This window comes from Alteromonas sp. Mac1, assembly GCF_001562125.1.
In the GTDB taxonomy this organism is placed as follows: Bacteria; Pseudomonadota; Gammaproteobacteria; order Enterobacterales; family Alteromonadaceae; genus Alteromonas; species Alteromonas stellipolaris.
This window is the reverse complement of record NZ_CP013932.1, coordinates 2,017,570-2,039,652: the sequence shown is the minus strand read 5'-3', so window position 1 is coordinate 2,039,652 and position 22,083 is coordinate 2,017,570. Positions and strand designations below refer to the sequence as shown.

General features: G+C 43.3%; 17 protein-coding genes. 7 read left to right on the top strand and 10 right to left on the bottom strand.

What is annotated here, in order from left to right; genetic code table 11:
- Positions 1-148: 148 nt before the first annotated feature.
- Positions 149-709, top strand: a complete 561-nt coding sequence (locus AV939_RS08650; protein WP_061997575.1) for a cytochrome b — start codon at positions 149-151, stop codon at positions 707-709.
- A gap of 114 nt (positions 710-823) precedes the next feature.
- On the opposite strand, the gene AV939_RS08645 is transcribed toward AV939_RS08650, so the two are convergent.
- Positions 824-1,741: a LysR family transcriptional regulator gene (locus AV939_RS08645; RefSeq protein ID WP_061997574.1), complete on the bottom strand. Its 918-nt coding sequence runs from the start codon at positions 1,739-1,741 to the stop codon at positions 824-826.
- Between the two features lie 110 nt (positions 1,742-1,851).
- On the opposite strand from AV939_RS08645, the gene AV939_RS08640 reads away from it, so the two are divergent.
- The 3 genes from AV939_RS08640 to AV939_RS08630 all read left to right on the top strand — a co-directional run bounded on the left by AV939_RS08640 (position 1,852) and on the right by AV939_RS08630 (position 4,752).
- The gene (locus tag AV939_RS08640; protein WP_057792900.1) at positions 1,852-2,847 is read left to right on the top strand and encodes a zinc-dependent alcohol dehydrogenase family protein; all 996 of its coding nucleotides are present in this window, start codon (positions 1,852-1,854) and stop codon (positions 2,845-2,847) included.
- A 380-nt stretch (positions 2,848-3,227) separates the two neighbouring features.
- A complete protein-coding gene (locus AV939_RS08635) occupies positions 3,228-4,238 on the top strand; it encodes a zinc-dependent alcohol dehydrogenase family protein (RefSeq protein ID WP_061997573.1) in 1,011 nt (336 codons plus the stop codon).
- A 91-nt stretch (positions 4,239-4,329) separates the two neighbouring features.
- Positions 4,330-4,752, top strand: a complete 423-nt coding sequence (locus tag AV939_RS08630; protein ID WP_061997571.1) for a CBS domain-containing protein — start codon at positions 4,330-4,332, stop codon at positions 4,750-4,752.
- A 111-nt stretch (positions 4,753-4,863) separates the two neighbouring features.
- On the opposite strand, the gene AV939_RS08625 is transcribed toward AV939_RS08630, so the two are convergent.
- Positions 4,864-7,908, bottom strand: coding sequence for an efflux RND transporter permease subunit (locus AV939_RS08625; protein WP_061997569.1), 3,045 nt, complete (start codon positions 7,906-7,908; stop codon positions 4,864-4,866).
- A gap of 3 nt (positions 7,909-7,911) precedes the next feature.
- Positions 7,912-8,985 carry an efflux RND transporter periplasmic adaptor subunit gene (locus tag AV939_RS08620; RefSeq protein WP_171008962.1) on the bottom strand — a complete coding sequence of 358 codons (1,074 nt, stop codon included), beginning with the start codon at positions 8,983-8,985 and terminating at the stop codon, positions 7,912-7,914.
- Between the two features lie 155 nt (positions 8,986-9,140).
- Between AV939_RS08620 and AV939_RS08615 the strand changes: the two genes are divergently transcribed.
- Positions 9,141-9,770 (top strand): TetR/AcrR family transcriptional regulator, encoded by a 630-nt coding sequence (locus AV939_RS08615; RefSeq protein WP_057792894.1) that lies wholly within the window; start codon positions 9,141-9,143, stop codon positions 9,768-9,770.
- Between the two features lie 45 nt (positions 9,771-9,815).
- Here AV939_RS08615 and AV939_RS08610 read toward each other — a convergent pair whose 3' ends face one another.
- Positions 9,816-10,718 (bottom strand): LysR family transcriptional regulator, encoded by a 903-nt coding sequence (locus AV939_RS08610; RefSeq protein ID WP_057792892.1) that lies wholly within the window; start codon positions 10,716-10,718, stop codon positions 9,816-9,818.
- Positions 10,719-10,846: 128 nt separating this feature from the next.
- Here AV939_RS08610 and AV939_RS08605 point away from each other — a divergent pair, with 128 nt between their 5' ends.
- On the top strand, positions 10,847-11,212 hold the full coding sequence (locus AV939_RS08605; protein WP_057792890.1) for a DoxX family protein: 366 nt from the start codon (positions 10,847-10,849) through the stop codon (positions 11,210-11,212).
- Positions 11,213-11,534: 322 nt separating this feature from the next.
- Here AV939_RS08605 and AV939_RS08600 read toward each other — a convergent pair whose 3' ends face one another.
- From AV939_RS08600 to AV939_RS08575, 6 genes are all read right to left on the bottom strand, one after another.
- Positions 11,535-14,690 (bottom strand): efflux RND transporter permease subunit, encoded by a 3,156-nt coding sequence (locus tag AV939_RS08600; protein WP_061997567.1) that lies wholly within the window; start codon positions 14,688-14,690, stop codon positions 11,535-11,537.
- An 11-nt stretch (positions 14,691-14,701) separates the two neighbouring features.
- Positions 14,702-15,856, bottom strand: coding sequence for an efflux RND transporter periplasmic adaptor subunit (locus AV939_RS08595; protein WP_061997565.1), 1,155 nt, complete (start codon positions 15,854-15,856; stop codon positions 14,702-14,704).
- A gap of 168 nt (positions 15,857-16,024) precedes the next feature.
- On the bottom strand, positions 16,025-17,047 hold the full coding sequence (locus AV939_RS08590; RefSeq protein WP_231701303.1) for a GGDEF domain-containing protein: 1,023 nt from the start codon (positions 17,045-17,047) through the stop codon (positions 16,025-16,027).
- 92 nt (positions 17,048-17,139) lie between these two features.
- Complete coding sequence (locus tag AV939_RS08585; protein ID WP_061997558.1) at positions 17,140-17,760, bottom strand: PqiC family protein; 621 nt, start codon at positions 17,758-17,760, stop codon at positions 17,140-17,142.
- Positions 17,761-17,873: 113 nt separating this feature from the next.
- Positions 17,874-19,508 carry an intermembrane transport protein PqiB gene (gene pqiB / locus AV939_RS08580; protein ID WP_057792880.1) on the bottom strand — a complete coding sequence of 545 codons (1,635 nt, stop codon included), beginning with the start codon at positions 19,506-19,508 and terminating at the stop codon, positions 17,874-17,876.
- Complete coding sequence (locus AV939_RS08575; RefSeq protein WP_231701302.1) at positions 19,505-20,500, bottom strand: paraquat-inducible protein A; 996 nt, start codon at positions 20,498-20,500, stop codon at positions 19,505-19,507. Before AV939_RS08575 ends, pqiB begins: the two co-directional genes overlap by 4 nt.
- 349 nt (positions 20,501-20,849) lie before the next feature.
- On the opposite strand from AV939_RS08575, the gene AV939_RS08570 reads away from it, so the two are divergent.
- Positions 20,850-21,992: a hypothetical protein gene (locus AV939_RS08570; protein ID WP_057792879.1), complete on the top strand. Its 1,143-nt coding sequence runs from the start codon at positions 20,850-20,852 to the stop codon at positions 21,990-21,992.
- Positions 21,993-22,083: the final 91 nt, after the last annotated feature.

The following is a 22,083-nucleotide window of genomic DNA, read 5'->3' as shown; positions in this document are numbered from 1 at the left end:
ACTCTCACGTGCTAATTTATTTTTTTCGGTTAATATGAACCTACTCTCAGTTTTTATGCAGTTATTTGGTTTGTTCCATAATTAATGTTGTGAGCAAAATGCATGCTGATTAAATAAATATTACAAGACCAAGCGTAAAGAGGGCTCTATGCAGTACGATTCACATCAAAAGTTTTCACCTACAACCATATTTCTACATTGGCTTGTTGGGTTAATGATTATTGGCATGCTGGCTTCTGGCGTCTATATGGTAGAAGAGAACGCTTACTGGGTTTTCAGTTGGCATAAAGCCTTCGGGTTTATCGTGCTATTTCTTGCATTAGCAAGGGCGGCGTGGCGTTTAAAGAATGGTTGGCCCACTTCGGCAGGAGACTACTCTGCGTTAGTTCACGGGGTGGCAAAAGTAATTCACTGGGTTCTTATTCTTAGCACGTTGTTAATGCCTATTTCTGGATTAATGACATCGGTACTCGGTGGTCATGGATTATCTGTTTTTGGATTAGAAGTGTTCGCACAGAATTTCAGTGTAGAAGACCCCGAAAAAACATTACCCATTAACTACGAGCTTTCAAAACTTGGCGGCACAGTGCACCATTATTTAGGGTATGTATTGATTGGAGCCGTTGTACTCCACGTGGCCGGCGCGTTAAAGCACCATATTATGGACAAAGATGGCACACTAAGACGCATGGTAGGCAAAAGCATCTAGTCGTTAACGTCTAAGCTTTAAGCCCTTCGCTATTTACAAAGGCTAGAAACACTTCCATCGTGTTTAAAAAAACCACAGTGTAGATACTGTGGTTTTTTATTTTCTGGTTATTTTTTATGAGAGCCCCGCTTCTCGTAGCGCTTTATCCCAGTAGGGTTCGCCACTGTACCTTTCTTTTAAAAAGTCGATAAAGGCGCGCACTTTGGGGGCCAATAAACGGTTGCTTGGATATACTGCCCACAGTGCACACTGCGCCGTTAATGGGTAATCGTTTAATACTTGAACCAGTTGTCCGCTTTGAAGATATGGGTAGCTGCACCAGGTGGCGGTAAGTGTTAAGCCATTGCCACCAATAGCTGCATCGCGCACCGCTTCACCGTTATCCATACGAATTCGGGTTTTAGGCTTTATCGATACTACGCCTTGTGGGGTGTTAAACTCCCATGTTTCCAACCCTATAAGATTCACAGCAGCATGTTCAGTTATTTCTTGCGGGGTTTTCGGCTCGCCATACTTCTTGATATAGTCCGGTGACGCTACAATAATTCGCTTGTCATCAGCCAGTTTTCTGGCGTGTAGATTAGAGTCTTTTAATACCGCATCTCGAATTGCTATATCGAACCCGCCTTCTATCAAGTCTAAAATACTATCACTGAAACGAAAATCGATATTGAGCTGTGGGTAAGACGCTAAAAATTCTTCCATTGCAGGTACTAAGTGTAAGCGACCAAAAGAAGCTGGCGCGGTTACTCGCAGTGTGCCCTGAGGCGTTTGCGAGCCAACCCCAACAGCAGCCTGTGCGGTTTCAATACTTGATAACACTTCTTCGGCATGAGGTAAAAATAATTTTCCCTCATCGGTTAAAGACACTTTTCGTGTGGTTCGATGAATAAGCCGTACCCCTAAATTCTCTTCCAATTTATTGATATGGGCACTGGCCACGGCAGGGGAAACATTCAGTTCACGACCAGCTACACTGATATTGTTGGTGTTGGCAATACGTACAAAAAGCTTAAGGTGATCGATGTTCATAATTGATTATCAATAAAATCTAAAAACTGTATGTGTTTATAACCCAATTATCATATGCCTGGCTAGTGTCTATTATTAGTCTCGAACTTAACGCAACGAGGCGAACTCACATGAAAGCAATGGTTATTAATGAATTTGGTGGTCCTGAAGTATTTACCGCGGCTGACATAGACGCGCCACAAATTAAAGCGGGTCACGTTATTGTGCGTATAGCAGCAACCAGCGTGAACACAGTAGACACCATGATACGTGAAATGGGGCAAGACCTACCATTTTCTCCTAAGTTACCAGGCGGTGTATTGGGTATGGATTTCGCCGGTACAGTTGAAGCCGTTGGAGAAGGCGTAGATAACTTTAGCGTAGGTGATGAAGTTTATGGTTGCGCGGGTGGTTTAGCCGACTTGCAAGGTGCCTTAGCTGAATTAATGTTAGCCGATGTTCGTCTTATTGCACCTAAGCCTAAATCATTGTCGATGCGTGAAGCGGCTGCTTTACCTTTGGTTGGCATTACTGCGTATGAGGGCTTAACTCGCGCGCAAACAGCAAAAGATCAAACCGTACTAGTGCATGGTGGAGCAGGTGGCGTTGGCCATTTAGCGGTTCAAATGGCACGTCATATGGGCGCTACTGTGTTTGCTACTGGCGGCTCGGATGAGCAAGCTGCACTTATTGAGAAGCTTGGTGCAACTTATATTGATTACCGTTCTGAAAAAGTGGCTGATTATGTTGCTAAGCATACTGATGGTGCTGGTTTCGATGTGATTTATGATTCTGTTGGTGGCGGTAACTTGCCTAACTCTTTTGAAGCAGCAAAATTATGTGGCCAAGTTTCAACGACGGTATCATTGGTCGAAACTGATTTGAGTCCCGTTCACTTTAAAGGGCTAAGCTTACACGTTGTGTTCATGCTTATCCCTATGATCCACAACTACAAACGTGAAAATCACGGCGCGATATTACGCACTATTACAGATATTGTTGATGCAGGCGCGTTAACTCCAGTATTAGATAGCGAGACGTTTACCCTTGAGCAAGCAGGTGATGCACATGCGCGCCTAGCAAGCGGCAAGGCTATGGGCAAAATCGTTATTGATGTAGCCTCTTAAGCACTTGTGACTGACTTTGACCTAGCTCTTCTACGAGAACTTTCACGAGTTTATTTATAAGCACTCGCATTAGCTCTAATATAAGTTTTCGTATTAACTTTTAAATTTATTCCTTTTACTTTCCCTAAGGGCTCTCTTAAGTGCCTTCCCTTTTGCGCACTTTTACCCTTGGCGTTTGCAGTTATGCTCGCCAAGGGGCTTTTATTTTTTCTCTCGCCTTTAATTAATCTCCATAAGCCTCATCTTTGTATTAATCAAGAGGTCATATTTACTTATGTTCGTTTGTTGCGTTGCGTGTTTTTTGCACTGTCGATATTTTGCGCCCGCAACTGTAAACCTCCACTAAACTATCGTCACTTGCTAATCAGGAAGGAAATCTTATGAAAGTAATGCGTTTGAAAGACAACAGTGAAGGCTTAGCGTCGCTCTACTGCGCAGACGAAACAGAACCCACCGTCGTCGGCAATGACGAAATTAAAGTAAGGGTTCACGCTAGCTCTCTAAATTATCACGATTACAGCGTGGCGACAGGCGCTATTCCCACAGAGGATGACCGCATCCCTATGTCTGACGGCGCGGGCGTCGTTGTAGAAGTAGGGGAAGGCGTTACACAGTTTGTTCCAGGCGACCATGTGGTTTCTACCTTTTTTCCTGACTGGTTAAGCGGCGCACCTACAGTAGGTGATTTTAGTCGCACCCCCGGAGATGGTATTGACGGTTACGCCCGGGAGGTCGTGGTAAAGCCGCAGCAATGGTTTACTAAAGCACCTTCAGGGTGGTCTCACGAAGAAGCGGCTACTATCACTACAGCAGGACTAACTGCGTGGCGGGCTTTAGTTGTTGAAGGTGGCTTGAAGGCAGGCGACACAGTTCTGTTGTTAGGCACTGGTGGTGTTTCTATCTATGCGCTTCAAATTGCCAAAGCAATGGGGGCGAAAGTGGCAATAACCTCAAGCTCTGATGAAAAGTTAGAGAAAGCAAAAGCCTTGGGTGCAGATTTCACGGTTAACTATAATACAGACGAAAAGTGGGGCAAAACCGTTGCCAAATGGACTGGTGGAAAAGGTGTCGATCACGTGGTTGAAGTTGGTGGGCCCGCCACATTAGGGCAATCTATTCATGCGTGTAGAGTAGGGGGCAGCATTATACTTATTGGTGTATTAACCGGTATTAAGGGTGATATTCCAACGGCTACCCTTATGCGAAAACAAATTAGGTTAACTGGCGTAATTGTGGGGAGCAACAAAGACCAGTGGGACTTTGTCAGTGCCTTGGAATGCATGAACTTTAAGCCTGTGGTTGATACTACATTTGCCCTTGAAAGGCTGTCGGATGCGTTTGCTTTTGAGGAATCGGGTAAACACTTTGGCAAAATTTGCGTGAGCATTTAAGCTAGGCATTGTAGGCAGCAACATCGCACGCTGCCCCCTTATTTAGCAAAGCAGGAATCGCTAGGGTTAACGTAAAAGTAAAAGGAATACCATGAGTTTGTCCCATATTATGTCTACTCGTGTGGTCAGTGTGCACATGGATGATAGTCTAGAGTTGATACAAACCTTGTTCGCTGAAACGGGGTTTCATCATTTGGTAGTCGTGCATCAGAATCAACTGCAAGGCATCATTTCAGACCGCGACGTGTTAAAGGCGACAAGCCCTTTTGCAAATACGGTTAATGAGCGTTTTCGTGACAAAGCGACACTAGAAAAAAAAGCGCACCAAATTATGACACGAAATGTGTTAACCCTTTCTGCAAGCGATTCAATTGTTAGCGCAATTTCTTTGTTCAATGAAAACAAGATTTCCTGCATTCCCATCATTGATGAGAAGCGATGCCCGGTTGGCATTGTCTCTTGGCGAGATGTTATGCGATTTATGGAAGCGAGGGTGAATGCTAAGAAAGGTTAGAGTCTATTGGTAGAAGTTGTGAAAACCATATAATCAGCGATGCTAACATCAATAAAAAAGGTGCGTATAAACGCACCTTTTTTGATTCTTTCCTAGTTTACAGTAAACAAACTAACTGGCTTTTCGATAGCTTACTTTGAACAAAATGCTATAGAGAACAGGCACTGCAATAAGCGTTAGAATGGTGGCAAAGGTTAGTCCGCCCATAATCGTCACTGCCATATCTGCAAAGAAGGCATCGAATAACAGTGGCGCCATACCTAAAATAGTGGTTAATGCAGCCAACGTTACAGGACGCAAACGGCTTAGCGTTGCTTCTACTATTGCCTTTTTAATTTCTAGCCCTTCTTCAATTTGTAAATCTATCTCTTCAATAAGTACGATGGCATTTTTAATCAACATGCCGAATAAACTTAAGAACCCAAGAAGTGACATAAAGCCAAATGGCATATTGGTAGACAGAAGCCCTGTCACTACACCAACTATCGCCATAGGCACCACTAACCAAATGATCAGCGGCTGACGAGCGTGTCCAAATAGAAGTACAGAAATAATGAACATCACTAAGAAACCCACAGGTAAACCTGCACCAAGCGCCGCTTGTGCATCGCTAGAGCTTTCAAACTCACCACCCCATTCAAGGGCATACCCAGCAGGAATGTCCATTGCTTCAATTTGAGGGCGAATACGGGCAAATGCTTTCGCGGCAGTTTCATTATCGCTAGGCTCAGCTTCTACTGTGATAGTACGTAATCTGTCTTTTCGGTGAATGCGCAGCTCTTCTGTCACAATATCTAAACCGCTAGATACTTGCGTAAAAGGCACGTATTGACGTTGCTGTGACGACCATACTTGGCTTTCTCGCACCGATTGAATGGCGGTATCATCAGGATGCCCCATTTTTGCCACAATACTGTAGGCATAGTCTCCATCTTGCACGCTGCCTAGACGCAATCCGCTACTGGCATATTGCACGGTTTGACTAAAGTCAGAGTGAGAAACACCAGCAATACCGGCATTGTAATTATCGTACTGGGTGTTTATGGCTACGCCTTTTTCACGCCAATTATGGCGAATATCTTTAATATTACCATCGGCTAACATCATGCCTTTCGCTTCTTCGGCAAGGGTGCGTAAAACTTCTGCATCAGGGCCTGAGAAGCGTGCTTCAAGTTTAGCGCCAGAACCTGGCCCAAATTGCATACGTTCTTGGTAGAAGTTGGCATCAAGATCGATGTTGTCGAGCAAACCGGAAAGCTTTTCTTGAACGGCGGGAATATTCTCTAATTCATTAACGCGAACCATGAAAAATCCATAGTTTTCATTGGCACTTTTTGGCGCGTAAGTCAGCGTAAAGCGGTCAGCACCTTGACCTATAATGGTGGTTACAGCCGTTACATTTTCTTGGGCTAAAATACGTTCTTCAGCCTCTTTAATGATTTTTTCGGTAGCCCGAATATCACGGTCTTGAGGGCCCCAATAATGCACAAAGAACAGCGGTGCGTTGGAGGGTGGGAAAAAGCCTTGTTTAACCATCCCGAAACTGCCGTAGGCTACCACGGTAATCACAAACAACACGGCCATGGTCACCCATCGTAATTTTAAAGCCCCAGTGAGGGTTTTGGTGAACCAGCGCTGCAGTAAGGTTGGTTCATCACCATCCGTTTGCTTTACGCCTTTACGAAACACTAGCTCGCCAAGCACGGGTACTAAGGTTACAGCAAGTACCCAACTCATCATCAAAGATACTAATACGACGGCAAATAAGGAATACAAGAACTCACCGGTAGCATCATCAGATAATCCAATCCCTGAGAATGCCGCGATACCTATTACTGTTGCGCCTAATAAAGGCCACTGCGTTCGTTTTACAATAAAGCTTGCTGCATCTTTGGCAGAGGCGCCGGTAGCCATTCGAAGCATCATGCCTTCGGCCACTACAATAGCGTTGTCTACCAACATTCCCATGGCAATAACCATCGCGCCAAGGGATATACGCTGAAGCTGAATGTCCATTAGCCACATGATAAGAATTGTACCTAGCACAGTGACTAACAGCACCATGCCTACCACCACACCTGAACGCCAGCCCATGAATAAGCACAATGTAAGGGTAACTACGACTACTGACATCACAAGGTTAGCAATAAAGCCATCGACCGACTCGTCAACTACCGCTGCTTGGTCGTAAATGGGGGTAAGGGTAATGCCTAGTGGAAGGGTATTAAGTAAATGATCTACTTTGGCATTTACGCGGGTGCCTACATCAACAATGTTCACGTTAGATAACGCTGAAACCGAAACTGTTAATGCTTCTTCTCCGTTGTAACGAATAAGCTGAGACTGGATATCGGCAGGCTCTAACTTAAGTGTGGCCACGTCGGAAACCCGAATAGAGCGATTTGTGCCAGGCATAACTAACGAAAGGTTTGATATTTCTTTAATTTTATCTGGAGCCCGCTCTACGATTAAGCGTACGTTCTTTTCGTCTACCAAGACTCTTCCGCCATTAAAAGGGCGCAAATTTTCTTCAAATAGCGAGGTTAAATCAGGAAATGAAATACCTAACCCAGCAAGCTGGTAAGGGTTAACATAAGCAACTATCTGTTCGGTTTGCACACCGCTAACAGTGACTTTCGCTACGCCCTCAGTGGTTAATAAATCTCTTCGAATTAAGCGCGCAAATTCCCGCAATTCGCTGGTAGTGAAATCAGGCGCACTCAGCGCGTAATAAAGCCCGTAAACATCACCAAAGTCATCGAAAACCACAGGGTCTTGCGCACCGGTCGGCAAGGAGGTAGCTGCATCTCGTAAGCGCTTTCTGAGTTCATCCCAAATTTGGGGAAGCTCATTACTGTCGTAGTTACTTTTCACTTCAACGGTAATTTCAGATAAAGCGGGCGAAGAGATTGATGTCAGCTTTTTAAGTTGTGGCATTTGCTGGATAGCAATTTCAAGAGGTTCGGTAATTTCCCGCTCCACCTTTTCTGCACCAGCGCCGGAGTAGCTGGTATAAACCTTCACTTGCTTAATGGTGAATTCGGGGTCTTCCAAACGACCAATATTGGTCATTGCAATAATACCGCCTAGTAGCAGTATCACCACCATAAGCCATACATTTACGGGTTTATCAATTGAATAACGAGCGATATCCATAACTTACTTTTCTCCCTCGTAAGGGAGAACTTTCATGTCGGCTCGCATTTTGGTTGCGCCAGCGGCAACAACTTTCTGACCCAGTGCTAACGAGCCACTTAGTACCGCAAAATCTTCGTGAATATGTTCGACGGTCACGCTAACTTTGTTCACCAATTGGCTACTTTCATCGTAAACCCAAACGGCAAAACCTGAGGCTTTGTCACCTACTAGCGATTGAATTGGAACCACAACGCCATCAGGGAATGGCGAGCCTTGCAAACTTACTTTTACGACTGCACGTGCGCCCGGAGTAAGGGGTAAATCTGCACGAGGTTCCATGGCAAAAACAACTTCGTAAGTTTGTGATACTGGGTCGGGCTGAGTATTATGCTCTACATAATTAACTGGGTACCACTGCGTTTCTTCAGTCGTTAACGACGCACTAGCTTGTTTGATACCACGGTTAAGGTTCGCGGTGAGTAGCCTTTCTGGCACATTAATATTGAAGTAAATTTTAGACACATCTTGTAGGCGAGCAATAGGGGTTCCCGCGGCTACAAAACTATTATTTTCAACAAGACGCTGAGACACCTTGGCATCGAAAGGGGCATATAATTGGGTGTAACTTAAATCCTGCTTTGCCGTTTTTAGTTCTATTTCAGCTAATTCGTAGGTGGTCTTTGCCGTATCAAGAGTACTCTGCGCAACCAGTTTCTGCGCATACATTTTTTCAATACGATCTAATTCGCGTTTAGACTGTTCCAAGCGAGTACGTTGTTCATCAACACGGCGCTCGAAAGGCTGTCGGTCAATCGTAGCTAACAGCTTTCCTTCTTCAATGTCATTACCAGTGGTTAAATCGGTTTGTACTAACCGACCTGACACTTCAAAACTAAGATCTACCGTTTTCACTGCAGAAACCACTGCCGGAAAGGTAAATTCATCAAATGCAGGAACCGTGCTCACCTCGGCAAGTTTCACATAGCGGGGGGCTACCGTTTTATTTTGTATGTCATCCTCTGATGTACAGCCAGCAAGGGTAAGAACAGACAAGGCAGTAAACGCAACAAGGTGACGAATTCGCGAAATGGGCATAAGAATTTTTCGATCCGTATTTGTGGTGAACACAGTATAGACGACTATATTCACTATAATTAAAGTAAACTGTGCGGTGCATTTTAAAGATCATCCATTGAAAAGTAAACTGTGCAGTGTAAAATGGCCACATAATATTTTTAGACAGCAAAATTATGACTAGCACTACACGTACCCGAAGTGATGTTAAGCGAGATGCCATTATTCAAGCGGCAAAGCACGCATTTCAGGAGTTTGGCGTAAATGGAACCAGCATGGATAAATTGGCTGAGCTAGCAAACGTGTCTAAAAGAACAGTGTACAACCATTTCTCAGCGAAAGAAGAGCTGGTTATGCATCTCATTAAAGAGCAGTGGCAATCTGCCCTTGTTGATATAGGTGCGCCTTACAATCCTAAGGCGTTGTTGGCCGACCAACTTACCGATCTTATTATGGCCGACATAAACTTTATGAGCGGTGATGAGCACTTAGAGTTGGCTCGTGTAGCTATTGGCCATTTTTTTTACGAACCTAATCGTTTAAAAGACGAAGTTGCTCAACTTCAAGCCCAAGAAAAAGCCATGCATAGGTGGTTAAAAGCCGCAAAAAAAGACAACCGTATGGATTTTGATGACATTGACCAAGTGGTTGAAGAGTTGGATAGCCTTGTAAAAGGGCAGTGTTTCTGGCCTCAATTGTTCAAATTAGAAGACCCTTTAACCGAAGTCCGAAAGTTAGAGATTGCTAAGAGTACTGCGGCACTTATTTTGTGTCGATACGAGGTTAGCTCGGAACAATCTGCTTAACCCTTCTCCATTATTGCGTATCACGTAAGCTATTTTGATGGCGTGTTATTGAACCGAGGTGTTAAAAGTATAAGTTTTAAATTGCTCCCATAAGGCTTGCGCAACCGGGCCCAAGTACTGTTTTTTATTTTTGATGATGTAATAATCGAAGGTTATCGTATTCTCGATATCGCTCAGTTGTAATTTTACCAACTTGCCATTTTCTATACTTTTCTCAATGTGGTGACCAGGTAATTTACCCCAGCCCATACCGCTTTCAATAAGCATTTTTTTTGTTGCGAAGTCATTAACATACCAACATCGTTGTCCATCCTGTACACCCCAACTCTTATTAAGTGAACCTCTCCCTGAATCTTGCACCACGATTTGGTACTCGTTTATTAATTCAGTACTCGCATATAGCCCAGGATGCCTAGCAATGAGTTGCGGCGATGCCACATTAACTAGTTGGCCTGAATTCAACATGTGCCTATCTATTTGACTATTTTGCAGGAGATCTGGCGTTAACGGAGATAAACAAAAAGTGGCATTTTGCTGGAGTAGGGCTTCAAGTGCACCGGTTAAATATTCCTGTTTAAGGATAAATTGTGTATCTGGGAATTGTTTTTGTACCGTGGCGAGTAATGGAACAATGCCCTTCAAATTGTAAGTTGCCTCGGTTGTTAGGGTAATACTGGTTTCGTTACCTGAAGCGATATTACTAGCGATATTACGCAATGAGTTTGCTTCATCTAAAACCCGCAATGTTTGTTGATATAACACTTTCCCCTCGTCAGTTAAGGTTAGCCGATAGGCTGACCGATTAAACAAAGTAACCCTCAACGTGGTTTCCAATTGCTTAATACTCTGACTAATTGCTGGCTGTGTTTTATTTAGTCTGGTACTGGCTTTACTCAGCGAGCCTAGTTCAGCTACAGATTGAAACATAATTAATTGCTCAAGTTTCATACTGACTCCAAGATATAAACTTTAAGTTTATTAGTTATTAAAATACATTCAATATTTTTTATTGTTTTGTTTGCTTAAACTTTATGCAAGTTAATAGTAATTGGCTATGAATTTTAATGGAGAAGACCATGAGCAAAGTAAAGAAAGCAGGAATGTGGATGAGTTTAGGCTTAGCAAGTGTGGCGTTTGCAGCTGCTGGTTTAGCAAAGTTAGCGGGTGTAGAACAAATGCACATGTCGTTTGCGGCAATGGGGTTGCCGGCGTGGTTCGGCTATTTTATTGGGGCATGTGAAGTTGCCGGTGCCGTGGGGGTATGGTTACGCCGAACCAGCATTTATGCGTGTATCGGTTTGTTTATTATTATGCTTGGCGCTATTTATTTTCATGTTGTTTATGATGCTGTCGCCAATGCAATACCGGCCTTAGTATTAGCGATACTGATGAGTTATATTTTTGTGGTTCGCAAAGGCGAGTCTCAGGCCAGCGAAAGCTAAATCTGCAGTGAAGGCTTAATGCCTGTGGTATATAGTCCACATGGCGCTGGGTCTATGTCACTTTTGGGGAACCGCCTATAGCCAAAATTGGCCAGCCAAAAAATATTTACGGAGTTGCTATTCAACCCCCGAATTTCGGTTTATTTGTGGCAAGAGTATGGATGTCACGCGCCGAAGTAGAGACCTTGTCCTACAATAGAACGTTAATTTCCTGAACTATTCCTGCCATAATCTTTTACCATGTGACGAATTGACGACTTTAACGAGCGCGGTTGATAGGTATCAACCGCGCAGTCCACGTACTACAAAGTTAGCGGCAGCACTATCTATTTTCCATTTCCATTTCAGTATTAACATTAATATCTAAAGACGGTTTCCGTCTGAAAATTCGACTTTTTATCCACGAAAACGGTACCGCTAAGTCTAGCAAGATTAAGTACAAGCAAGGCACTAATATAAGCGTGACCAAGGTGGCGTACAGCACGGCAAAACCAAGAGCGGCCGCCATAGGCACCACGAATGCAGCCTGTAGGCTACTTTCAAACATAATGGGCAGTACACCCGCAAAGGTTGTAATCGAGGTCAGTGTAATAGCCCTAAAGCGAGCGCTTCCTGCTTCTGTTACTGCTTCTTTTACGCTGTAACCTTGGGCTCGGCGTTGATTGACAAAATCCGTCATTACCAATGAATCATTTATCACCACACCCGCTGCGGCTATTAGGCCAAAGGTGGACATCATGCTTAAATCTAGATCGAGCAAGAAATGACCCCAAATAGCACCCGTGAAGCTAAAGGGAATGACCGACATAATGATAAGTGGTTGACCATAACTTTTAAGCGGCACGGCCAAAAGGATGTAAACCATAATCATTGCGGCTAAGAAAAACAATAATTGCTCACTTTGCTGCGCTTGCTGTTCTTCAATATCGCCGCCCAATTCAGTCATCACCGATGGGAATTCTTCTTGAAGTTGCGGAAGTAGTTTCTCGCGAATTTCTTCTACTACTTCGTTTGGCTCTACCGCCTCTTCATCAATATTGCCCCATACGTAAACGCTGCGATAACCACCTTCACGGCGAATGTAGCTAATGCCTGGTTTTTCTTCCAGCAAGACTACGTCGCCAAGCAATACATCACGGCCTTGGGGTGTTTTGATAACGGTATATTTCAAATCAGCAAAACGTTCCCGGGTAAGTTCAGGGTAGCGCACCATTACCTTCACTTCTTCGCCATTACGAATAACCCGTTGGGCTTCGCCGCCATAGAAGCTGGCTCCGACTTGAGAGGCAATGTCAGAAAGGGTTAAACCTAAATCATAGGCTACGGGCAACATTACTAATTGCACTTCTTTGCTGGCTGGATCTATGGTTGAACTAACATCGAATAGGCCATCTTGTTGTTGCAGCATTTCAATAAACTTTAATCCTGCAGCGTTCAATGTATTGATATCCGAGCCAAATAAAAGATAGCCAAATTCGCCATCTTCGCCACCACCATTAACATCATCAATCACGGTAAATGACTTCATGCCGGGAATTTCAGGTATGGCTTCACGCCAGCGCCTTGCTAATTCGAAAGTATCAATAGGGCGTTCGTCTTCGTGCACTAAAGGAGTCAGAATTTGCCCTTGGGTACGTTCATCGTTGAAGGCGAGCCTGTCTCGGATCATGCCTGTGCCAAACTCGTCAATAACCTGTTCTTCAACATCTAAAATAGTTTGTTCTATAGTCTTTAACGCGTTTATGGTGGTTGCATCCGACACGTTTTCATTCATTTCAATGCGAACGCTAGGAAAGTCATGAGGAACTTTTGGATTAGGTACCATGCGCACATAGTTTGCGTTGATTAGCCCAATGCTAATCATCAAAATACCAAAGAAAAGGAAAAACACCGCCCAACGCCACTTCAATGCGCTTTCCACCGTGCGCTTATAAGGGCCGTTTACAAAGCCGTAGAATCGCGTGTTAAATTTATCCCGCCAGCTGCCTTTTTTGATGGGTGTAAAATGGGTATGGGCAATATGCGCAGGCAATATCAACTTTGATTCAACTAAGCTGAATGCTAAACAGAATATAACCACAATAGCGATATTGTAAAAGAAAGCACCTTCAGGGCCACTACTTAAGGTAAAGGGCGCGAATACGGCAATGGTCGTCAAAACACCAAATGTAGCTGGTGTTGCAACACGCTTGGCACCACGTACTACGTTGTCGATACCTCCACCTTTACTTTCTATTTCGGTATAGGCACTTTCCCCTATAACGATGGCATCATCGACTACAATACCTAGCACCATTATGAAGGCAAACAGCGAAAGAATATTAATGCTAATGCCAAAAATAGGCATCAGCATTACGGCGCCTAAGAAGCACACGGGTAAGCCTACCATTACCCATAACGCTAGTTTAAAGCGCAAAAAGAGGGTTAGCATCAAGGCGACTAGAATTGAGCCTTGAAACAGGTTTTTTAGCATCATGTCTAAGCGAGCATTTAAGTAGTAGGTCATATCGACCAGTATTTCTAAGCTCACCCCATCTGGAAGAGTTTTATTTCGTTGCTCAATATAGGCTTTTACGGTGTTAGCAACAGGAATTGTATTTTGAGATTTAGTTGCACTTACCGACATATAAATGGCGTTTTTACCGTTATATTTAAAATAGCGTTCACCCTCGGTGAAGCCATCTTTTATTGTCGCAATGTCACCTAAAGTGACTTTGGCACCCGCTGCGCCTATTTTCACCGGGATTTGAGCAAACTCAGCCCCGCTGTAATACTGGTTTTCTACTCGAACAGAAATGATTCCGGCGTTGGTACGCAGCTGCCCAGCTGATATATTCGTTGAATAGTTACTTATCGCTTGGCTAACATCGGCAATGCTAAGGCTGTATTTGCGCAGCATTTCCGGTTTTATTTCTATTGCTATTTCATCGTCAGGTGTCGATATTTCTACTAAGGAAACATTACCTAGTTGAAGTAACTCGTCTTCAATATCTTTGGCAATAACTTTAAGTTCGGGAAGGGGTAAGTCGCCTACTAAAGGCATTTCAATAACGTCTTGTTGGAACTCAATTTGAGAGATATTTACCGGTTCCATGCCAGCAGGGAAGGTGGCGATACCGTCAACTCTTAATTTTACTTTATCAAGAACATCCGTCAGTTCTTCATCGGTATCAATTTCTAGAGTTACTGTTCCTGAATCACGAAAAGCACGGGCTACCGTTTTTTTAATTTCGGTGACGTCTTTTAACGATTCCTCTACTTTAATAAGAATACTTTCTTCTATTTCTTGAGGAGAAGCACCAGGATATTGTGCCGACACCGTAATGTAGTTTATTTCGATGTTAGGGAACATTTGGCGCTGAATAGTAAAGTAACTGGCCAAACCCATCAAAATGATAAATATCATTAAAAGGTTAGCGGCCACTGCATTATTGGCAAACCACGCGATGATGCCGGTTTCTGAATTCGTTTTATTCATTGGCGGCGCTCCTATTTAGCGGTGGTGCTGTTCGCCACAAAATCAGCGCTATTATCGATGACCTTTACTTCCATGCCATTTTGCGGGTACTCAGGTAATGACATCACCACTTTTTTAGGATTGAAATCACCTTGAATAAGAAAGTCGCTACCATCTTCACGAATAACCTCAATTTTTTGCGAGACCAACTTATTTTTCTCATCAATCGTCCAAAGCGTACGGTTGGTAACCAATTCCTGAGGAATACGGTATACATCCTCTAACCTTTTACCCTTAAAGCTAATCGTGGTGTATGTACCGAATTTAACAATAGGTTTATTTTGATTTAAGGCGTAGGGGTCTTCAATTCTTGCAACAAAATGTGTCATTCGCGTGGCACTATCGATAACCCCAGTGTCGCGATGGATAGTGGCGGTAACCTGTGTTTTGCTTAAATCATCTAGGGTAAGTATCGCCTTGGTACCTAAGGTGTTTTCATCTAAGAATGCACGGTCGAAGCCAGCGATAGGGAAGGTGATTTCTGCCTGTTCAATATTATAGATAACCGCTGCGGTCATCCCTTGGGTAACGTAATCACCAGTACTGATATCTCTAGAAATAATTAGGGCATCATAAGGTGCAGTCACTTCGCAGTTATCTAAATCGCGCTTAGCAATTTTGAGTTGAGCTTCTGCTGATTTAACTGATGCTTGTGCGCTCATGACCTGTGGTTTTCTAAGGTACAAGTCGGTGACTCTAGCATCAGGCATAGACTTGGCTTCTTGTGCCGCTACATCTGCTTGTGCTTGTTCTTGTATTAATTGAGCTTGAGCACTGGAAAGATTAGCTTGCGCGAGTAATAACGCGGCCTCGTAGGCATCTTTTTCTACCGAGAACAACAATTCACCTCGACGGATTAAACCGCCACTCACAAATTTGGGATTCCAAGACTCAACTTCGCCAGAAACCTGGGCTGCTAGGTTAGTACTCTCGAGCGGCTGTACTTCACCGTAAGAAGATAATGTAATAACAGAGCTTTCGGCATCTATCTGCTCGATAGTGACGGTGGGACGAGTGTCTACCGCTTCTGTTATAGCTGAATCTGAAGCCGATGCCTCAATGCCTTTCATTATAAAATAACTTATTGCCAGAATAGCAACAGGAAGTATGAATTTCATCCATTTCATAAACGAGTCTTTGTTGAAAAAATTAGCTGAGGGTAGTGTAACGCCAAACTGTTTCTAATTTATTCATCAATTGTAACTAAACGTGAGCCAACAAAGTGAAAGCCCAAGAACAAGTATTATCAGAAATTAAAAGTGTATATGAGAAGCATCGCCAAGCGTCGATGTATATTATAGATTGCTTTTACTGGTTAGCTCAGATGCGGCACATACTTTATTTCTGCCGTCACGTTTTGCTCGATATAAGGCTTGATCGGCTAAATTTAATGCGGTTGTAAGAGATATTGACGACGTTATTTCACACACTCCAAAACTTGATGTGACGCGATGAGGTTTCCCATCCACTGAAATCGCTTTCGCACTCAGATTTTCTCTTATTTGTTCGGTAACTAATTTAGCATCCTTCTCATTAGTTTCTGGAAAAATAAATAAAAATTCTTCACCGCCCCATCGTGAGAGCCCATCCTGTGTTCGTAGTCGACGGCTAAAAACTTCCGCAACCTGTTTTAATACCTCATCACCGGCGTCATGCCCAAAGGTGTCATTAATCGATTTAAATCTATCAATATCAGCGAGTGCGATAGAAAAAGGCTTTTTATTTCGCTGCATTCTACTGATTTCTTGTTCGAGCTGCTGTTGCCCGCCTCGTCGATTTAGAATGGTTGTTAGGGGGTCATAACGGGCTTGTCGTTCGAACTGTTCGCTCAAATATAATGCGGTAGAATAACTGCGTTGGCGGCTGTATTCGTAAAAAGCAGACAGAAAAGAGATAGTGATAAATGAATAAATGAGTCGGGTCTTAAACTCGTAAGAGTATTCAGTAGCTAGCAACGCGTTATCAGGGGTGAATAATATAACAATAACTAAAGTGATAAACCCCGTCAGAGCAAAGAGTCCACGGCGAAAGCCAGTAAAAAACATGGTCACTGGAGGCACTGTAAAAATCCATAGGGGCCCAGTACCCGCATTGCCGCCAGTGATAACAAGTATGAGCATCAGAGACATCAGGCATACAATAATTACCATGGCAGAAATAATACTGCCTTGCTTGGCGCCTATCATCGATTGCATTTTATGTGAAATAGCAAAAAGAATACTGGCCGACAACAACACACAAGCGAGCAGAGTATCTTGTGCAAATAACGCTCTTAATCCCAAGAAAAAAGTTAACCCCATACCTACGGCTGAAAACATATTTACTACTCTGATCCGACGATTTACGTCATCAGATAACGAGTTATGTGTTCCAAATTCTATAAACTTTCTTATCGGGTTAAGCATAAGTGTTACTTTTGTACCGAACTAATATTGTTAGCTATATCTGTTGCTAGGGCATTAATAGCTTCTCGCATAACTTCAATGCTGGCAGGGAAACCATCGGTTGAGAGAGGAAGTATATACTCAAAATCGTTAGCAGACTGTGAGTCATTGGTATGCTTTATAATGTATTGCCCGCGCAGAATGATATCGCCTTGCCATGTAGCAATAAAGTCATCTATCTGTAGGGTTAAATAGTCATTGATATCTTTAGCATTCACATTATGGGTAACTAACATTACACCTTGTGTACGCAAGGCTGCTTTCAATGACTTTGTGATACCTTCATCAAGGGGCTCAGCCCAGAGGTGCTCTGTCGCGATATGTAAACTCGTAGAGCTTGTCTGATAAACAAGGCCTCGTTGTTTTAAATAATCGGGTAGGACAATTTTGTTTATTAATAAACGATGTGGGGCAGATGCATACTGGGTCGCAGAAGGCGATGTTGTTGAATGAAGCAAGTAATATTGCAACGCGCTGCCAGATGATGCGCAGCCTATTAACGAAGCGCCAGCAAGCAAAGCGAACCCTAGCCTTGCTTTACTCATGCTGCAAACAAGTGCGTTCCAATAATTAATAAAAATTTTCATTGTTATCCTTTTACTACTTGCTCAGAAGCTTACCCTCGTGCGTACACCTTTGTTGATGAAACCCACAGTGCTTTTGCGTATTTTCGTGTTTGGTTGGTAAAGTTTCTAATTCGCTAATTTTTTGCTTTTGGTTCAATACCGGAGCTATTGCTATCAGTAAAAATTAAACTATTCGGTGACTGATTCAGCTTTAATAACAAAGGCTGAAGATTGCGCATAGTATCTTGCATCGTATCTACCGTTTCTTTAATTTCAGATTGGCTCAAGCCGCCTTCACTGTAATTTTTTAACAAGCTGTCTAAGCTTAGCAATACTTGATTTAAGTTAGTATTGAGTAGCTCCGTATCTACATTTGCAATCAGCACATCAAAGTCATCACTTGCCGTTTCAACGGATTGAGCCGCCAGTTTCATGTCTTCTACGGCCAACAGCACATTCGATACCATATCACCCAATGGCAATTGATTAATCTTGTCTAAAATAGCATCTGCTTTTTGGGTAATCTGCGTAAACTCGTTAGACACGGTTGGAATAACTTCGTAACCGTTCAGCATCGCTATTTCGTTACTATCATCGGGCTTTGAAACGTGTTGTAAGTCTACAAAAAGGCCGCCTGTGAGTACATTACCCATTCGAAGGGTAGCCCTTAAATCTTTTCGAAGCCAATTGCGCATGGTTTGCTTGATGGCATTGAGACCTTCTTCCGTATCTGGTTGTCTAACTTTTCCTGGGTAGATGTTAATAATGACGGGGATGGGGTAGTCCCGTTCAAGGATATTGCCTTCTACGGCGGGAAACGAGTTAATAGCCATCACGTTACCAATCTCTATTCCTCGATATTCAACGGGGGCGCCTACGGTAAGTCCACGTACACTTTCATCAACTAAAAGCACATATTCAGCGGCAAGTTTGTAGCGGGCATTTGACGCAGTAGTAACATCGCCGTAAATAGTAAAAGAGGCATTTTCAACAACACGTTCACCAATCTGAACACCTTCAGGAACACCGAAGGTAATACCGTTGGCTAATAGGGTTTCTAAACTGCCGGTTTCCATTTTTACACCGCTAGATTCAAGCTTAAGCTTAACGCCGCTCACATCCCAAAATCGGGTGTTCTCGGTAATAAGTTTATGATACGGCGCTTCAATAAATGCATCGTAGTAGACCACACGCTCTTCAATATTAAACACCGCATCTTCAAACTCACCCACTTTGAAGCCCTTATAAATGATGGGATCACCCGGTTTATAAGCAAACTCATCATCGCTTTGCAAGATTACGTGCAACCCCGGCGTGCCGGCTGGTGTTACCGGAGGGCGCTCTAGGGCGATAAAATTAAGCTGTTCTTTGCCACTGTCATTCGCTGCCATGGCGATATAGCTGCCAGAAAGTAAGGTGTTTAGGCCTGATACTTCTGAAAAACTGATCCGCGGGGCGACCACCCAAAAATCACTTTTATCGGTAAGGAGATGTGAGGCATTAGCATCTATACGCGCAGTCACTAATACACCATCTAAGTCGGGCTTAAGCGTGATTTTTTTTACTTGGCCCACATCCAAATCCCGCACTTTGATAGGGGTTTTGTTAACTTCAATACCGGTAGCAGATTGTAACTCAATGGTAATGAGAGGCCCCTGATTTTTCCATTGCTGATAAACCATCCAGCCACCAACCACTACCACCAATATGGGAATAATCCATATGCGAGAGATTGATTTTGTAGACGTGATTTTTGCCTCTTCTGTCATGGTAGTTGTTTCCAGTGCTGCCAAATAAGCCGTGAATCAAATGTCATAGCGGCTATCATCGTAGTGAAGACCACCGCACAAAACGCAAGCGCTGCGGGGCCAGGAAAAATAGAAAGTGTATTACCCATCTGAATTAGTGCAACTAATACCGCGACCACAAAAACGTCAATCATTGACCAACGACCAATAGCTTCTGTTATGCGGTAATAGCGAATGCGTAATTGTGTAGAGCCCGTTCTGCCAAGTTGAACACTTAAATTCAACCAACAAAGAATGATAATTTTGGCTACTGGCACTACTACGCTTGCCACTAAAATAATAATGGCGATGGGGTATGAGCCCCCCTCCCACAGAGTAATCACGCCACCAATAATGGTATTTGGGGTTTCTTGACCAAAAAACTCAGTTCGCATAATGGGCAATACGTTCGCGGGGATATACAAAATAGTTGCGGTAAGCAGCAGCGCCCAAGTGCGTTGTATACTGCTACTGGCTTGTTTTTCTTCTAAAGGTTTTGGCGGTGGTAACTCGCCTTCGTGTAGCCACAATGCAAACCCTGTACTGTCGAAGTTCGACATTGATAGGGCCATAAATGCGGTAAAGCCAATAAACGCATAAAAAGACATACCAATAGCCACATCGGCTAGTTCGGTGACTTTTATTAAGCTTACTAATGTTCCCACTAAGAATATTTCGGCCATACTCCACGGTAGCAGGGCTCTCACCCAATAAAACATCCGCTTAATAAACGGCGTTCTCGCATTGTTTAAATGTGCTAACCCAAGGGTAATAAAACCTAAAAGCACCATGCCGGGTAAAATTAATGTCGCTAAGCCGGTAATAATAGCCAAGGATAAATAGTCGTTTTCCATTAACACGGAAAGACCACCGGGAAGATCGATACTGTGCTTCTGACCACTTGATTTAAAAGTCAAAAAGTTAAAAGGTAGGGATAGGGCTAGAAAAACAAACGCACTTATTGAAAATGCCAAAAGCCGCTCGCTCGCATTTCTCTTGAATGTGAGCAAGGTATGATGACATCGAGGACATATTGCTCGTTCCCGATGATTTAACTCTGGCAAAACAACGCGATGATGGCATTGTTCGCAAACGAGGGTTAACCTAGTACCTTCAGCCATAGGAGTAAAAAAACAAACGCCTTATTCTAAATGGAAACATTGAACTGTAGAACCAAGCTTTAGCGCCGGATTGTAAACCCAAACTATAAAAACGACGGTTAAACCGTTGAAATGTAATTGTTAACAGAATAGCGTATTCCACGGTTAGCGGGAAGCTTCGCTGATAAGTACAACTAAAAATAATCACAATATAAGACATTACATGAGCATAATAATTCAAATCCAGCGCCGCCTAGGGGTGTTCAAGCGTATAGTTAGTCGAAGATTGCTGAGACGAACATCAGGGGTAGTCAGGTTTTGGCAAAGCCTAAATTTAGCACAGCGTTGTTATGCTGCCGCAACCTTGGTGTTTTTTAGCGCACTGTTCTTCGGCCTTCAAGGTAGCTTTTATAAAGTCGTAATAGGTGTATTGGTCACTATTGCCATACTTTACGAATTCTGGCCTAGGTTCATGCTGGTCTGGAATAGCTTACCAGGTAGAGCCTTTATCCTGTTTATTTATGCCGTAATTGCTAATTTTGCATTGGCTTCGGCAAGTGGGTTAGTGAATAGTGTTTCGGGTGTAAGTGCCGCGTCTCTGCCCTACAGTCATAATTTTGCCATTATCCTGATGCTTCCAAGTTGGTTTTTTATAACCACTCTGTTAGCTCTGGTTCTAGTCCAATTACTCATGCCACTGTATTTGCTCGTACTACTTTTGCTCAAGCCTTTTGGCGTTCATGGATTGTGGCATGCGCCAGAATATAGATTCGTGTTTACCACCGCTTTGATTCGTTATGGATGGATGCTATTGGTATTGGTTAAAGTGGTAGAGGTGTCGATGGAGTCTGGTATTGTTAGTTTTTTCTCAGATACCCCTTCAAAGCTCGTATCAACTAGTTCAAAAGTAAAGGATAAGGGGGTGATTGCTGCTCAAATCGGTAACCCAACAAAGCCAGTAACGTTGGCAGAGGCTGCTAACAGTATAAAAGCACAGATAAAGGCGGAGTTAGAAGATGAATTTAAACCTGCTACTGCGCTTGAAGCCGATTTAAACACTTTACCAGAATCCCTATCGGGAAACGCTTCTGAAACCACAACCGAAGAAGAGCGAGTGGTTGGCTTTGACCTTTCAGCCCAAGGAGCAGCGTTTCGACTTATGCAAAAGCAGTTGCTCGCTGAGTTTATCTTTAATTATGAAGCTGATGAATTTTCTCGCTGTGCTAACCCCGAAGGTACGCGGGTAGTGGAATTGAACGATTATGAAATTTTAACAATTCGTCCTTTGAAAAACGATGATATTGGCTACACCTATACCGTAATACCATGCCGCTCAGCGGCCATTGGTAATGACGTTACGCCATAATAGATTAGCTTGAAACAATGCGCAGTAAGAAACGCTAAATGAAGGTAACAAAAAAGCCAGCACAAGGTGCTGGCTTTACATACACAAGATT

Coding starts and splice junctions, on each gene's coding strand:
- AV939_RS08570 (WP_057792879.1), top strand. CDS start 20,850: ATGAGCATAATAATTCAAATCCAGCGCCGCCTAGGGGTGTTCAAGCGT.
- AV939_RS08650 (WP_061997575.1), top strand. CDS start 149: ATGCAGTACGATTCACATCAAAAGTTTTCACCTACAACCATATTTCTA.
- pqiB (WP_057792880.1), bottom strand. CDS start 19,508: ATGACAGAAGAGGCAAAAATCACGTCTACAAAATCAATCTCTCGCATA.
- AV939_RS08590 (WP_231701303.1), bottom strand. CDS start 17,047: ATGTTTTCAGCCGTAGGTATGGGGTTAACTTTTTTCTTGGGATTAAGA.
- AV939_RS08610 (WP_057792892.1), bottom strand. CDS start 10,718: ATGAAACTTGAGCAATTAATTATGTTTCAATCTGTAGCTGAACTAGGC.
- AV939_RS08630 (WP_061997571.1), top strand. CDS start 4,330: ATGAGTTTGTCCCATATTATGTCTACTCGTGTGGTCAGTGTGCACATG.
- AV939_RS08615 (WP_057792894.1), top strand. CDS start 9,141: ATGACTAGCACTACACGTACCCGAAGTGATGTTAAGCGAGATGCCATT.
- AV939_RS08620 (WP_171008962.1), bottom strand. CDS start 8,985: ATGCCCATTTCGCGAATTCGTCACCTTGTTGCGTTTACTGCCTTGTCT.
- AV939_RS08605 (WP_057792890.1), top strand. CDS start 10,847: ATGAGCAAAGTAAAGAAAGCAGGAATGTGGATGAGTTTAGGCTTAGCA.
- AV939_RS08595 (WP_061997565.1), bottom strand. CDS start 15,856: ATGAAATGGATGAAATTCATACTTCCTGTTGCTATTCTGGCAATAAGT.
- AV939_RS08645 (WP_061997574.1), bottom strand. CDS start 1,741: ATGAACATCGATCACCTTAAGCTTTTTGTACGTATTGCCAACACCAAC.
- AV939_RS08625 (WP_061997569.1), bottom strand. CDS start 7,908: ATGGATATCGCTCGTTATTCAATTGATAAACCCGTAAATGTATGGCTT.
- AV939_RS08600 (WP_061997567.1), bottom strand. CDS start 14,690: ATGAATAAAACGAATTCAGAAACCGGCATCATCGCGTGGTTTGCCAAT.
- AV939_RS08640 (WP_057792900.1), top strand. CDS start 1,852: ATGAAAGCAATGGTTATTAATGAATTTGGTGGTCCTGAAGTATTTACC.
- AV939_RS08635 (WP_061997573.1), top strand. CDS start 3,228: ATGAAAGTAATGCGTTTGAAAGACAACAGTGAAGGCTTAGCGTCGCTC.
- AV939_RS08585 (WP_061997558.1), bottom strand. CDS start 17,760: ATGAAAATTTTTATTAATTATTGGAACGCACTTGTTTGCAGCATGAGT.